The 14,529-nt window shown below is 50.2% G+C and carries 13 protein-coding genes; 7 read left to right on the forward strand and 6 right to left on the reverse strand.

Translation table 11 applies throughout. The features are described 5' to 3' along the window. Positions 1–214: 214 nt before the first annotated feature. Positions 215–733, forward strand: a complete 519-nt coding sequence (locus tag AC2UZI_RS12550) for a hypothetical protein (RefSeq protein WP_486944216.1) — start codon at positions 215–217, stop codon at positions 731–733. Positions 734–825: 92 nt separating this feature from the next. Beyond that, entirely contained in the window at positions 826–2,475 is a 1,650-nt protein-coding gene (locus AC2UZI_RS12555; RefSeq protein ID WP_486944217.1) for an ABC1 kinase family protein, read from the forward strand. A gap of 12 nt (positions 2,476–2,487) precedes the next feature. On the opposite strand, the gene AC2UZI_RS12560 is transcribed toward AC2UZI_RS12555, so the two are convergent. Then, on the reverse strand, positions 2,488–3,237 hold the full coding sequence (locus AC2UZI_RS12560; RefSeq protein ID WP_486944218.1) for a flagellar brake protein: 750 nt from the start codon (positions 3,235–3,237) through the stop codon (positions 2,488–2,490). 244 nt (positions 3,238–3,481) lie between these two features. Next, positions 3,482–4,756 (reverse strand): bifunctional O-acetylhomoserine aminocarboxypropyltransferase/cysteine synthase, encoded by a 1,275-nt coding sequence (locus AC2UZI_RS12565; protein ID WP_486944219.1) that lies wholly within the window; start codon positions 4,754–4,756, stop codon positions 3,482–3,484. Positions 4,757–4,976: 220 nt separating this feature from the next. Here AC2UZI_RS12565 and AC2UZI_RS12570 point away from each other — a divergent pair, with 220 nt between their 5' ends. Then, positions 4,977–7,637, forward strand: coding sequence for an AsmA family protein (locus tag AC2UZI_RS12570; RefSeq protein ID WP_486944220.1), 2,661 nt, complete (start codon positions 4,977–4,979; stop codon positions 7,635–7,637). 3 nt (positions 7,638–7,640) lie between these two features. On the opposite strand, the gene AC2UZI_RS12575 is transcribed toward AC2UZI_RS12570, so the two are convergent. The 3 genes from AC2UZI_RS12575 to rsmD all read right to left on the reverse strand — a co-directional run bounded on the left by AC2UZI_RS12575 (position 7,641) and on the right by rsmD (position 9,124). Then, entirely contained in the window at positions 7,641–7,895 is a 255-nt protein-coding gene (locus tag AC2UZI_RS12575; RefSeq protein WP_486944221.1) for a YfhL family 4Fe-4S dicluster ferredoxin, read from the reverse strand. A gap of 68 nt (positions 7,896–7,963) precedes the next feature. Further along, complete coding sequence (gene coaD / locus AC2UZI_RS12580) at positions 7,964–8,476, reverse strand: pantetheine-phosphate adenylyltransferase (protein ID WP_486944222.1); 513 nt, start codon at positions 8,474–8,476, stop codon at positions 7,964–7,966. Positions 8,477–8,545: 69 nt separating this feature from the next. Further along, entirely contained in the window at positions 8,546–9,124 is a 579-nt protein-coding gene (gene rsmD, locus AC2UZI_RS12585) for a 16S rRNA (guanine(966)-N(2))-methyltransferase RsmD (protein WP_486944223.1), read from the reverse strand. A gap of 57 nt (positions 9,125–9,181) precedes the next feature. Here rsmD and ftsY point away from each other — a divergent pair, with 57 nt between their 5' ends. Further along, positions 9,182–10,519: a signal recognition particle-docking protein FtsY gene (gene ftsY, locus AC2UZI_RS12590; RefSeq protein WP_486944224.1), complete on the forward strand. Its 1,338-nt coding sequence runs from the start codon at positions 9,182–9,184 to the stop codon at positions 10,517–10,519. Between the two features lie 3 nt (positions 10,520–10,522). Here the strand turns inward: ftsY and AC2UZI_RS12595 are convergent, their stop codons facing one another. Then, positions 10,523–12,130 (reverse strand): CYTH and CHAD domain-containing protein, encoded by a 1,608-nt coding sequence (locus AC2UZI_RS12595; protein ID WP_486944225.1) that lies wholly within the window; start codon positions 12,128–12,130, stop codon positions 10,523–10,525. A 166-nt stretch (positions 12,131–12,296) separates the two neighbouring features. On the opposite strand from AC2UZI_RS12595, the gene ribBA reads away from it, so the two are divergent. The 3 genes from ribBA to nusB are packed head-to-tail and all read left to right on the forward strand — an operon-like array spanning position 12,297 to position 14,523. After that, positions 12,297–13,460 carry a bifunctional 3,4-dihydroxy-2-butanone-4-phosphate synthase/GTP cyclohydrolase II gene (ribBA, locus tag AC2UZI_RS12600; RefSeq protein WP_486944226.1) on the forward strand — a complete coding sequence of 388 codons (1,164 nt, stop codon included), beginning with the start codon at positions 12,297–12,299 and terminating at the stop codon, positions 13,458–13,460. A gap of 21 nt (positions 13,461–13,481) precedes the next feature. Next, a complete protein-coding gene (ribH, locus tag AC2UZI_RS12605) occupies positions 13,482–14,042 on the forward strand; it encodes a 6,7-dimethyl-8-ribityllumazine synthase (protein WP_486944227.1) in 561 nt (186 codons plus the stop codon). Further along, positions 14,026–14,523, forward strand: a complete 498-nt coding sequence (nusB, locus tag AC2UZI_RS12610) for a transcription antitermination factor NusB (RefSeq protein ID WP_486944228.1) — start codon at positions 14,026–14,028, stop codon at positions 14,521–14,523. The genes ribH and nusB overlap by 17 nt, the downstream gene beginning before the upstream one ends. Positions 14,524–14,529 lie beyond the last annotated feature (6 nt).

The following is a 14,529-nucleotide window of genomic DNA, read 5'->3' on the forward strand; positions in this document are numbered from 1 at the left end:
GAAGTGCCCCGTTAACGCGGCACGTTTTAAAGTATATACCAAGCGTCGTGCAAAGTATTCGCTCGTCGTTGGCGTACCCACACAACATTTTTTTGGGGAGACAGGATTTTTACAAAATCAGGTGTATTACAGTGTAACGGTGAAGGGGTACAATGCTTTTCTGGATTTTTTTGGACGTTATCGTCCATCAGTTACGACTAGGGAAGCATATATTTTGGCTACCAGACGCAGTGCACGTTGGAATGGCGAGCTGCTATCACTCGCCCCTGAGTTTTTAACAGAAGTGATCGAGCGCATGGAATCTTACGGAGATCGTGTGCAATTTGAGTTTCCTGGACACGCTAAACGTCCAAACTATCAAGTGATCAACGCCCGTGGTTTTAAAATGGCGTTCGACAGTAAGAATTTACTGATGTCCTTGAATGAAAATGGAGACGTTAGCGACGCGCTTTCAGCCGAGTTTACGCTGGAAGCGGTCAAGCAGGCGCTGGTTACACCACCAGCGGCAAAACGGGCTACCCGCAGTAGCACAGGGAAAAGTACGCGCAGTCGTGCAGTGGCTCGTCCTGTTCCTGACGAACTTGAGGTTGAAAAATACAATTATTTTAAAGCCAACCGCTCAACATTGCCCGAAGGCATTCAGCAGTACTCTGAGCAAGTCAGTGAGTTAATGCAGCAGGGGAAAAGTGCTGAAGAAGCATTTGGTCAGATCATTGAAACCCATTTCGATTGATTGTCCTTTGGACGTAATCAACGCGCAACGGATGCTCAAAGGGTAAGCGTGGTGCGTTATGCTTGGGGTAATTATCACCCCAAGGATTTCTCATGCTAGAGACAGCAATCGTTGCGGCGCGCGACCGTATGCGTTTGGTTGGTGTGGCGTCTATCCTGATTCGGTATGGTTTAGATGGCATCGTTGACCAGTTAAACCTACGTAAGCTGCTGCCACAAAGTCAACGACGTATCGATATTCGTCACATCGAGCTGTCTCAGCCCGAACGTCTACGCAAAGCGATTGAGGCCTTAGGCCCCACTTACGTTAAGCTAGGTCAAATTTTAGCGACTCGTCATGACCTTCTCGGGCCTGAATGGACGAGCGAGCTTGAAAAGCTACACAGCACCGTCGAGCCGGTGTCGTGGGAGGTGATGCGCGAGCGTATTACGGAAGACCTTAATGCCGACCCTCATACGGTATTTGCTAAGTTTGATGAAACACCGATTGCTGCGGCATCCATGGCCCAAGTCTATCGGGCGACACTGCACAGCGGAGAATACGTTGTACTGAAAGCGCGTCGTCCTAGTCTGCGCCCGATCATTGAAGCTGACCTGCGTATACTGAATTACATTGCGCGACTGTTGCAACAGTCCAGCGAGGCTTGGAAACGTTATAAGCCCCTTGAAATTGTCAGTTACCTCGGTTCTGTTATGCGGGACGAGCTTGATTTCGCGCGTGAAGGCCATTATTGCGATGAAATCGCCCGAAATTTTGAGGCAGACCCAACGGTAGCGATTCCCAAAATTTATTGGGAATGGAGTAACGAGCGATTGCTGGTGCAAGAGTTCATGCAGGGGCATACCCCTATTAGTGCTGAACAATTGCGTGCACAGGGTTTAAATCCGCATCTTATCGCCGAGCATGGCGCTAAGGCCATGTTGCAAATGGTTCTGCAAGATGGCGTTTTTCACGCAGACCCCCATCCCGGAAATATTTTGGCCATGAGTGAAAACCGAGTCGGCTTTATTGACTTCGGTATGGTCGGCCGTGTTTCAGAACGGCGCAAACTCGAGCTTTTACTATTGTTCAAAGCTTTGGTCGATGGGCGGGCGGATAGCGTGGCGGGGATGTTATTAAATTGGTCCAGTGATTACGATAGCGACCCGATCGCGTTAAGCGCTGCTACAGAGCGTTTTCTGGGTAGGCATCGTGTAGCGCCGTTAAAGATTAATGAGGCGCTAAGCGACTTTATGACCTTGGCTCGCGAGCTGCACATTGCGCTTCCGGCGGATTTAAGTCTATTACTTAAAGCATTGATTACGGCCGATGGTGTGCTTTCTCGGGTGGATCACCGTTTAGATATTGTCAGTGTGGCGCAACCTTTAGTGAAGGCGCAATTAACTGAACAATATTCGCCTCACATGCTACGCCGTAAAACCCGCATCTTGAGTGCTGAGCTATACGACTTGGCATCGGATATGCCGGGCTATTTGCGTTTGTTGATGCATCGTATCCGGCATGGGCGTGTGGGGGTGGATTTAGAAGTACGCCACATGCGAGATCTTGGACAGTCGCTAGAACGCGCAGCGACACGCGTGGGTATTGCCATCGTGACCGCCGCTTTTGCGCTGGGTTTGGCTCCGCACTTATCGAGTATAGGGCCCCGTTTGTTCGGTTTGCCATTGTTTACCCTGTTGGGGATTCTGGCTACTTTAACGGGTAGCTTGTTGCTACTGTATTGGTTATGGCGGCGGAAGTAGCGTCGCACAAGCTTAGCTTAAACCGCGATCTCGAGCGATAAGTAAGCGTTCAAGCTGAGTACTGTATTGCTGTATGTGCGTTTGCTCGCTACCTGATAGGTGTATAAACGCACAACCTAGTCTGCGGACTTCTCGCCCACTAGCAAGTTGATGGGCTTGAATGCGCATGACTTGTAGTGCAACCGTTAAGGTGGTTGTGGGCGGTAAAAGCAAAGAGCAATGATCTAGCACGGCGCCCATTTGAAAATCGGTGCTCAGGTCCGTGTCGAGTAAAGAAATCCCACCTGCGCTAATGTCGTACACGTCAAAGGCTTGAGCGAGTCCGCCTGCGTTTACAGTGCAGGTGGCCGGGTTATTTACCGGCGTGCGCACCCTGAAAAACTCACGCCGCTGTATACGGCGTATGGCGCTAGGAATGGGGATATGCAACGCTGGCTTTGTCTCAAAGGTACAGGGCTGAATGTCATCCACGCTAAATTGCACCTTAATTTGGTCTATCACCGTTTCGAAGTTTGCTGCACCGCTGCGAAGTAAGGCGTCATTGATGTGCTCATGCGATGCGGTGTCGATAATAAGACGGTTGGCGTTTACATCCATTGCTAACAAGGTGGTAACCACCGCTGCGGGTGAGCCCTTGGCTTGCATGCGCACTAAAATGCCATCTTCTAAGATTCGTCGAAAAATACGGTTGATTTCGTAGCGAGATGACAAGTGATAAGGATCGTGCTCGAGAGTCGAGTTAGGGCTGGAAGCACTAGACATAAAGGGCCTGAAACGAAAAGTGGGTATTTGTGTTGAGTTGTTGCGAAATGACTTAAGCATACCATTGCTTAAAGTACATTTACATGACTAATGAGCTGTCGTGGTCGGCCGATGAGGACGTTCATAAAAATGAAACAAGCGCCGGGCAGAGCGAGAGCGACACAAAAAAGCGGGCTTTTGGTCTTTTGCCCAAAAGCCCGCTATTAAGAACGTAAATGTCTTATACGTCTAAATTATTCACGTGTTACTGACTGGCTGCTAATGCTTGCTCTAAATCAGCCAAGATGTCATCAATGTGTTCAATGCCGATAGACAGTCGAACCATGTCTAAGGTGACGCCTGCTGCTTCAAGCTCTTCATCGTTTAGCTGGCGATGCGTTGTGGTGGCAGGGTGGCATGCTAAGGATTTAGAGTCACCAATATTAACGAGGCGCGTAATCAGTTGTAGTGCGTCGATGAACTTAGCACCATTGTCCCGACCTCCTTTAATGCCGAAGGTCAAAATAGCAGCGGGTTTGCCGCCCATGTAGCGTTGTGCCAATTCATGTTCGGGGTGATCACTAAGGCCGGCATACTGTACCCAGCTAACGTGATCATGCGCTTTCAAATATTCGGCTACCTTCAACGCGTTCTCAGTATGGCGCTCCATACGTAAGGCGAGAGTTTCGATGCCTTGCAAGATAAGAAAGGCATTAAAGGGCGATAGCGCTGCACCCGTATTACGCAGGGGCACAACACGGCATCGGCCAATGAAGGCCGCTTCACCAAAGGCTTCGGTATATACCACGCCATGGTAAGACGGATCAGGCTCATTAAGGATGGAGAACCGTTCTTTGTGCTGAGCCCATGGGAATTTACCGGAGTCGACGACGGCACCGCCGATGGTGGTGCCGTGACCACCTAGATATTTAGTGAGTGAGTGCACCACAATGTCAGCACCGTGCTCGATGGGTCGGCACAGGGCGGGCGAGGCGACGGTATTGTCCACAATAAGTGGTACGCCATGGCGGTGAGCGGCATCTGCTAAGGCCTGAATATCAATCAGGTTTCCGCCGGGGTTTCCAATCGTCTCGCAAAACACGGCACGGGTGTTTTCGTCAATTAACGCTTCTAGCTTGCTGATGTCATCATGCGGAGCAAATTTAACGTTGATGCCTTGACGAGGAAAGGTGTGAGCAAATAGGTTATAGGTACCGCCATAAAGCTTACTAACCGAAACAATGTTGTCGCCTGCTTGTGCGATGGTTTGTATAGCATAGGTAATGGCAGCCATGCCAGAGGCTACCGCTAAGGCGCCAATCCCACCTTCTAACGCTGCGACACGCTCTTCGAGCACGGCATTGGTGGGGTTCATAATACGCGTGTAGATATTCCCCGGTACTTTGAGATCGAATAAATCAGCACCGTGTTGCGTGTTATCAAACGCATACGCCGTCGTTTGGTAGATGGGTACGGCTACGGCTTTGGTGGTAGGGTCTGGGGAATAGCCAGCATGAATGGCCAATGTTTCTAATTTCATATATGTCTCGGTTTAATGATTACAGAATGGCGACGTTAAATGCGTGTACCTAAGCAATAACTATAGATGGATAATAATTTTATTTGTTATTCGTTTTTGTTATATGGTGTGCTCTTTAGGCTATGACATTATATTTGGTTTTACGTAGATGCGTGTTTTGACGTTGACTATCGCATGGTACAACGAGTTGATGTAGGATTCAGCATTGCGGGCGTGGCGAATGTCGCTGCGCTCCCTCTTTGCTTCTGAGGGCCCGATGAAAGTATGGTTTAAACGTGGGCTATTTAGCCTAGTGGTAGTGTTTATCGTAGCGTTGGTAGGCGCTGCAATTTTCTTGCTAACCTTTGATCCCAATGCATACAAAAACAAATTGGAAGAAATCGTTTACGAACGCTATCAACGCACGTTAACGATTGAGGGTGATATCGAGCTTTCTTTATTTCCCCGTATTGGGTTGGCCGTCACCTCGGCATCGCTCTCTGACCGTTTATCTGAAGATCCTTTTGCATCAATAGAAAGTGCGCGATTCGCTGTGGCAATTTGGCCTTTGATGTCGAATCGTTTTGTTGTGGATCATGTGGCATTACGGGGTTTTAAAGCGTGGATTGTGCGCGAAGAAGACGGAAGTTTTAACTTTACCGATTTGTTGCACCGCTCGACGCTTAGCCCAGCTCCTAGTCAAACAGCCAGCACACTTCAGCGGTTTAGTCCCTTAGCGTCTGCACGCGCCGAACCCACTACGGCCTTAGAGGTAGTGGATCAAGCGGCATCCTCAGCGGGGGCGGCGTTGAAGGCGGCGGTCACGCCTGATGCCCATAACACAGATTTTCAGATCGATATTGCCGGCCTTGAGTTTAAAGAGGGGCAAATCCATTATTACGATAAGAGCAATGCCACCATTGCTCGTATTGTGGATGTAGAGGTCAATACAGGCCGGATGACCTTTGGGCAGGCGTTTGACGTCGCATTTTCCGGTGATTTACAAGGCGACTATCCCATTATCGATGCGCAGTTTGAAGGTCAAGCGTTAGTTAAGCTGGATCCTTATCAGAATAACTATTCGGCACAACGAATTAATGCTCAGCTTGTGGGCGACATTGCTGATTACAGGGCTAGTTCGTTGCAACTTCGAGGAAATGTAGCCTACGAACCTGCAACGCGGTTGCTGCAAGCACGTACGCTAGAGTTGCAAAGCCAAGGCGAACTTAAAGGCGAAACCCCCGTTACCGGGTTGCAGTTTTCCGTGACGACTCCTCAGTTGAATTATGGCAGAGACCAAGACACTTTGGATTTCCAGCAACTGGCCATTCGTGGTTCGGGGCAAGTCGAAGGTGAGCCTTTAGAGCTTGCTGTCGATGTGCCCCAAATTAGTCTTACCCCTTCGTCGGCTGAAGCAGAACCGATCGTGGGCAGCGTGAAACTAGGTCAAGAAAACGTCATCGGTTTAAACCTACAGGTAAGTGATCTGCATGGGTCAATTTCTGATTTACACGCGGAGTCGTTTACGGTGGATGGCGTGGTTAAACGGCCAAATCAAGCATGGCAGTTGAAACTTGATAGCCCCATGCACTGGGACCGAGCGCGCCACCAGTTGCAATGGTCTCAACTCGCCGGGGTGCTCAGCCTTACGGATGAAGGTCTACCTCGTAGTCCCGCTCAAGCCGACATTAGTGGTGAGGCAACCTGGTTGTTACGTCAACGCAAATGGGACACCGCCATCGAAGCGGCTAGCGGTCAAGGCAAGCTTAATGTATCGGGCACCTACCAGTATCGACAGCGCCCAAGCTTAGCGGTGGGAGTGACTGCCAACGATGTGGATCTAACAAGTTGGTTGCCCTCGCACGAACTACGCACACGTCAAACGCAGGCACAAAGCGATACGCCACCGCCCGAGCTGATCGGGCCTGTCGCTGTGCCATGGATTGATTTTTCGCCGTTACGTGCGATTGATATTAGCGCGAAGGCTAAGCTTGAAAATGTGTATCTTGGCAATCTACGTCTGGAAGACATGACTACGGATATGCGTTTAGATCAGGGCGATTTGCAGCTTAAACTTCAAAGCCCACGCTTCTATCAGGGCCAGATTAATGGGTCCTTGCGTTTGCTTCCCGATAATACGATGCGTGCATCGGCGACGGGTTACGGCATCGATTTAGGGCCGTTATTGCAAGACAGTTTTGGGCAAATGCGTGCCAGCGGTAAAAGTGACATTTCACTCAGGCTGGAAACCAGCGGCTACACGCCTGCTGCGTGGTTAAGTGGACTAACAGGAAGTTTTAATTTAGACGCAACGGACGGTCAGATTTATGGTTTGGACCTAGAGCAGGCACTGCGCAATATCTTGCACGTAGCTGACAATGCGTTCAGCCCTCAGCTTCCCCCGCTGGATCTCGACTTTGATCTACAAAAATCCACTGATTTTGCAGCATTAAGTCTGCAGTCTGTGATCGATGAAGGGCAATTAACCTTTAAGACCTTGGTGGCGTCAACGCCTACGTTACGCATTAGTACGGCAGCCCCAGCGACTATTAATTTACGTGATCAGCAGGTCGATCTTAGCTTGCAGACACGTTTGCAAAAAGTGAACGCGATAACGCGTGACCCTTCAATCGCAGAGCTAATTGGTGTCACCGTGCCCATTCATGTGGGTGGGTTACTAGCTGCACCTGAGCATCAGGTGAAGTGGGAGCAAATTAATAGTCCCACGATCAAAGAAGCTATTGAAAATGGCCTGTTAGACAAGCTTTCAGCACGTCGCTCAACCACGGAACAGCTGTTGGGTGACGAGTCGGTTGAGGCGATAACGACCAGTAATGCTGATATCAGAGATCGAAGTTTGGGCGAGGCCATTCGGGACTTATTAGGCATCGTTGCCCGATAAGAATCACGCTTTAGTGGCCGTTAGCTGATGGTATTTAGCGAGCAGAGTCGCTTGATCTTCAGGGTGCTCAGGGTGCACTTCGATGCACTCGACGGGACAAAAGACCACACATTGAGGTTCGTCGAAGTGACCAACGCACTCGGTGCAAAGTGAGGGGTCAATTTCGTAGATCTCTGCGCCCATATAAATAGCAGTGTTTGGGCATTGTGGCTCGCATACGTCGCAGTTAATGCACTCTTCAGTGATATGTAGAGCCATGTTGTCTACCGTAAAATAAAAAGATAATCATGGCTACAGTGTAATACTTAACTGAAGCCATACTGCGATTAACCTTGGGCGTCGAGCTCTTGTTGTGCTCTAAGCGCTTTACTTTTGTTAAGAAGCCAGCGCTCAACCGAAGGAAAGACAAACTTACTGACATCGCCGCCCAATATAGCAATTTCACGAACAATCGTGCCTGATATAAATTGGTATTGATCGGATGGTGTCATAAACAGAGTTTCCACTTCGGGTAGTAAATGGCGGTTCATGCCGGCCATTTGAAACTCGTACTCAAAGTCAGAAACCGCGCGTAGACCACGCACGATGACTCGGGCGTTTTGCTCGCGGGCGAAGTCTTTAAGTAAGCCACCAAAGCTTCGCACTTCGACATTAGGATAGTGCCCAAGCACTTCGTTGGCGATATCGACACGCTCTTCTATCGTGAAAAATGGTTTTTTTGCTTGGCTGTGCGCCACGCCCACCACCACGCGGTCAAATAAATTGGCAGCACGACGCACTAAATCTTCGTGCCCGCGAGTAAGGGGGTCAAATGTACCAGGGTATACGGCAGTTATCATTTTGGTTCCGTGCTAATAAGACAAGGTAGCAGACGAGAAAAAAGTTTATGGCTGTGTTTAGCAGCGAAATCAGGCATTATTGACTGTTTCGTGTCTTGCGGCAAATCTGAATAAATGGAAATATACCTGACCTGCGCGTTGCTCGCGCTCTAAAACGAAGTTGGGGGGCGGTTCGACCTGCACTTCAGACTCTACATAGATTAAGGCGTCGGGTGCAAGTACCATGGGTAAAATTGGCCACACTTTATCCAACCAGCTTTTGCCAAAGGGGGGGTCGATAAACACCAAGTCGTAACGACTTTCGGTTCGTTCGAGTACGTGTAGGGCATCGCCAGCATGAATTCGAACCTGCTCCGCGCCCAGCTTGTTGCGTAACGAGCGTAAGGCGCTAACGGCTTGTTTGTTGAGCTCTACCATTTGCACAGAGGCTACACCATGTGAGGCGGCTTCAAAACCTAAGGCTCCTGCGCCCGAAAATAGATCCAGGACGTGTTTATCGGCAAAGTTGTTTTGCCACAGGTGGCGCAACCAGTTAAATAATGTTTCTCGCACGCGATCAGGTGTGGGCCTAAGGCCCTCAACATCGGTGACAATAATGGGTGTACGGCGGTAATCACCGCCTACAATACGGATTGTGTGTTTTTTCATGCGCGCTTCGAATGGCGAGAGTATGAACCAACCAAATTTTGGCTATATCTAAATTGTATGTTCAGATTTTTTAAAAGAAAGAAAGGCTCTAAAGAAACCGTTGTCGATCAGACTCAATTAGACGCCGAGGCGTTAGTTCAAGCTGAACAGACAGTCAGCGAAGCTGAGGTTGTAGCTGACCTCGGTCTAGCTGAGGCCTCTAGTGTAGAGCAAGACGCTGCTGCACTCTCAGATGTTGCTATTGATCGTAGCGAGTTAGCACAGGTGGAAAGCCTGAACACCGATAATTCGATGTTTCGTGAAATGGCGCGTCCGCTTGATGAGCCTTCTTCTCCCGTTGTGGCTTCAGCAGAGCCGATGGCGCCTTTCGTTCAAGAAACAAACGACGCGAATGTTGTCGCGGACGAGCCGGTTTCCGATCAACACGTTGTTCCCACAGAAGAACCCAGCGAGGTGAAGCAAGAAGAAAGCGTGCCGCCGCCTAAAAAGTCATGGTTAAGCCGTTTACGCAAAGGGCTTTCTCGTACAGGGCAAACGATTGGTGGCATTTTTGTTGGCGTTAACGTCGATGAGGCGTTGTTCGATGAACTCGAAATGGCGTTAATCATGTCAGACGCCGGTGTGGAAGCAACGGAAAAGCTCTTGACGACGCTGCGCACGCGGGTACGCAAAGAAAGGTTGTCTGACGGTGCACAAGTAAAGCAGGCGTTAAAAGAAATACTGGCCGATCACCTTCGCCCCTTAGAGAAAACATTTGATCTTAAGCAGGCCTCACCCTTAGTGGTTATGATCGCAGGCGTCAATGGTGCCGGTAAAACCACCTCGATAGGTAAATTGGCGAATGCCTTTCAAGCGCAGGGGGCATCGGTGCTGTTGGCCGCTGGGGACACTTTCCGCGCTGCAGCGCGCGAGCAGTTGGTCGAGTGGGGATCACGTAACAACGTTGCCGTGATTGCTCAAGACGGGGGTGATCCGGCGGCTGTTGCTTTTGATGCCGTTAATGCGGGTAAGGCTCGTGGCATGAATGTGGTGATGGTTGATACCGCAGGTCGTTTGCCAACGCAGCTTAATTTGATGGAAGAGCTTAAGAAAATTAAACGGGTTACCGCTAAGGCCGATGGTCAAGCACCCCACGAGGTATTGCTAGTGGTGGATGGCAATACAGGGCAGAATGCCTTGTCACAAATTAAAGCGTTTGATGCGGCCATAGGGTTAACGGGTCTGGTTGTTACCAAGCTTGATGGTACAGCGAAAGGGGGCACGTTAGCAGCGGTTGCTGCAGGCGCACAGGGCGTAAGGCCCGTGCCTGTGTACTGGATTGGGGTAGGCGAGGGCATGCAAGACCTACAACCTTTCGTCGCTTCTGAGTTTGCCTCGGCGTTAGTCGGCGAGTAACACCTAGGCCTCAATGGTTTTGACAGGTCTCGCTTTATGCCGAGCATAAGGCGGGTATGGCATGTTGATAATGGGTTGTAGCGTAAGAGCCGCTTGTTTTGCTCGTAAATCACGTCGAGCATTCAGCCATCCCAGAGCGTAACCCCGTTGCTCAGGGTCTTCGATGGCCGCTTGGGCCCACGCAATCGTTACATCCAGATCCGTCATTTTGCCTAGCACCTGTTGGGCTTCGCGTAACTGCGCCGTTAATGGCGTATGGGATGATGTCCCTAAAAACTCCAGACAATAGCGTAAGCTTTTTATCCAGTTTCTAAGTCGATGCTGGCGCCGCTGACTTAAGGCTTTAAAGTCAGCACTTGCTTTTTGTATGTTGTCTAGTTGTCCCTCTAGTAAGGCGTGTAATGTGGGGTACAGTTCAGACTTTGTCGGTGCATCCTCGACAATGCTTTGTTGGGTTACAAGCTGCCCTAGACTGCGTAACAGACATCGTTGAAAGTCGGGGCTGGCGGCCGCCTTCTTCGCATCAAAATCGGCCTTAGCGGGTAGATGGATAGGTTCAGAAAACACCAGTCCACCTTTTTGCAGTTTTGGCAGCATCTCTAACGCTAACAGATCGCCGTCTCTGGCTTCTCCAAATTCGGCAAAGTAATGTCGTAAGGCTTTGCTGAGATGTTTTTCACTGGGTGTCATCCAAGGCCTGAATAGACGGCGTACCGAGCGCAGTCGTCTCATTCCAACTCGCATTTGTGTCAGATAATCGGCTTGTTGTGTGGCTGAGGCTTGAATGTCGTCGATACCGGCTAAAAAGGCAGCGTTACGAATGGTTTGGCTAAGATAGGTCGTGGCACATTCTGCATAACACGCATGCATGGATTGGGCAGCGCTAAAGGGACGTTTCTGGATGCGATAGGCTCGGTGAGCAAGTGCTAACGCCGAGCTGCTGTGGTTCTTCAAAACCCCTTTTGCGTTCTTGCTGGCCAGAGCGTCGCCGCGTTCTGATTTGCTACGCAACTCAATAATAAGGCCGAACTGTTTAAGCCAGATTTCACCCACCTCGAACAGCGCATCGACTTTCCCTGATACTAGCTCAAACTCAATTTCACGAATGGCAAGCTCCGCATGGCCTGCTTTGATAATGCCTTCGTCTAGCGCGATTTCTATTGTTGATTGCCCGACGTGTATAAGTGCGGTATGTCGTTCAACGATGGTTTCGTAACGAGCACTTAATGCGTGGCCCAGTTTCTTGAACAACGACTCTGCCGATGGGTGATCGCGGTATTTCTTTAAATCCAGGGTGGGTTTTTTTAGGGTGTGATTCAGCTCAATTTTAGAGAGCTCGTCAGGACCGGCCATTTTTACGGTTTGTACCCATTTGTCGCCTTCCAGACGAATACGTAAAGCGGCTTTTTTAAGAGCTAAGTCGCGTTCAGCCGTATCGTAGTAAATAGCATGCAGGGTTTGACGCTGGGGTTTCAGTTTGGCAACGTGCTCTGTTAACGCAGGCATAGCGTCACGGGGGATATAAAGCTTTAGTTCGCGTTCTAACACGGTAAGTTCTTCGTTAAAGGGTCGTAAATTGTGAGCGGTGCCCAAGCGCCACGAGGTTTCCATCTACTGTTCTAGAAGCCGTATACTACGGTTTAGCAACAATGCAATGCAGAGGGCCGTAAGGCAAAAAAGCTATTATGCCTTATTCAGTTTCAGCTGTTCGTGTCTCATTGTACGAATAGCGTCGACAGGCGCTAAAATGGCCTATCCATTAAAAAGCAGGAATGTTATGAGTCATATCGAACCGGCCGATCTTCCGGAAGCAGAATCCTACGATATTTCACCCGTCCCCGATATTGTGGCCGAGCTACGTGCGGGGCGCATGGTCATACTGGTTGATGAAGAAGATCGTGAAAACGAAGGCGATTTGGTGATGGCTGCCGAGTTCGTTAGCCCAGAGGCGATCAACTTCATGGTGACTCACGGACGTGGTCTGGTGTGTTTAACCTTAACAGAAGAGCGCTGTCAGCAACTTGATTTGCCGTTAATGGCAGTGCGTAACGGTACGAAATTCGGTACGAATTTTACGGTCTCTATCGAGGCTGCCGAGGGTGTGGAAACCGGTATTTCTGCTGCCGATCGCGCTAAAACCGTGCGTGCGGCGGTGGCTCGCGATGCTCGTCCTACTGACTTGGTTCAACCAGGCCATATTTTTCCGTTAAAGGCGGCTAATGGCGGTGTGCTAGTGCGTGCAGGGCACACTGAGGCGGGTTGCGATCTGACTAGAATGGCAGGCTTAACGCCGGCCGCGGTCATTTGTGAGATCCTTAATCCTGACGGAACGATGGCACGACTTCCCGATCTTGTACGGTTTGCAAAACAGCATCAATTGAAAGTGGGTACGATTGCTGATTTAATTCAGTACCGAAGCCAAAACGAGTCCATGGTTGAACGTCTGTTTGATCGTCCAATGCTTACCCCTTGGGGCGAGTTTCAGGCAGTGGGCTATCGTGATCTTTCGTCCGGGGCCCCCCATTTAGCCTTAGTGCATGGCACGGTCACTCCCGACGACGAGGTGCTAGTGCGAGTACACGAGCCCACGACGGTTATGGATTTTCTCTGCGACGAGGTTAGCGACCACAGTTGGACGGTCTCCTCAGCGTTGAATGCCATTAAACAAACCCCTGCTGGCGTTATGGTGTTGATGAACTGTCAGGGTGACATCGAAAAGCTTTTCGGCCAATTCGATGCCCGCAGTGATAGCCCAAAACCCACCACCCCTGAGATCGGACGTGAAAACCGTTACGACTTACGCACTTACGGCATTGGGGCCCAAATTTTACGTGATTTAAATGTGGGTAAAGCGAAACTTCTTGCTCGCCCACGAAAAATGCCTAGTATGACGGGCTTTGCCCTGAGCATTACGGGTTACCATAGCGAACCTAACCAATAAGTCTGATCGGAGCTGCCCATTATGAACCCCTACATCGTATTTCCAGACCACGACGGCGAAGGCCTGCATGTTGGTATTGTGCGTGCTCGTTTTAATGACGAAATTGGTAATGCGCAGCAAGAGGCGTGTGTTGCCGAGCTCGTCGCTTTGGGCGTTGATGTACGTGATATCACAGTGCTCTCTGTACCTGGGGCGCTTGAGGTAGGTATCACGCTAGCCCAAATGGCAGAAACAAGCGAATTTGATGCGCTGATCGCGTTGGGTGCGGTGATCCGAGGTGAAACCTATCACTTCGAAATTGTAAGCAATGAAAGCGCAGCGGCCATTACGCGGGTATCGCTTGATACGGGCATGCCCATTGCTAATGGCATCTTGACCGCCGAAACCGATGAGCAGGCACAAGTTAGAGCGGCTGAGAAAGGCCGTGATTGTGCGCGTACCGCCGTTGAAATGGCCAACCTAATCGCGTTGCTTGAGCCTGACTTCGACGAAGATGACGAAGACGATGATGATATAGACGACGAAGCAGACGATACTGACTTCGACGATGATGAGGAAGAAAATCTTGACAACAACAACTAACCCTTCGGGAGCTACACCCTCGCGGGGAAACAGCCGTAGCGCCCGACGTCTTGCGCGTGAGTTTGCCCTACAGGGTATATACGCGTGGATTATCCGTGGCGCCGACGGCTTACAAGAAGCCGGTTCCATTGATGCACACATACGCAGCGAAGAGCACTTTGCTGAGGCGGATGCGGCGTGGTATCGCACCTTGCTGTACGGTGTAATGCGAGAGTCCGCTGATCTACAAGAGCGCTTTATGCCCTTTGTTGATCGCCCGCTCAGCGAACTCTCACCGATCGAGCATGGTATTTTGCTTCTGGGTAGTTATGAGCTAGTGCACCATGTGGAAGTGCCATACCGAGTGGCCATCAACGAGGCGGTAGAGCTGGCTAAAGACTTCGGTGGCACCGATGGTTTTAAGTTTGTTAATGGTGTGCTTGATCGGCTCGCGCTTACGGTCAGGGAAGCCGAAGTTCAAAAGTACCAAAAGCGTAAGTAGGGCAAG

The sequence above is a fragment of the Paenalcaligenes sp. DL 463 genome, assembly GCF_057475185.1.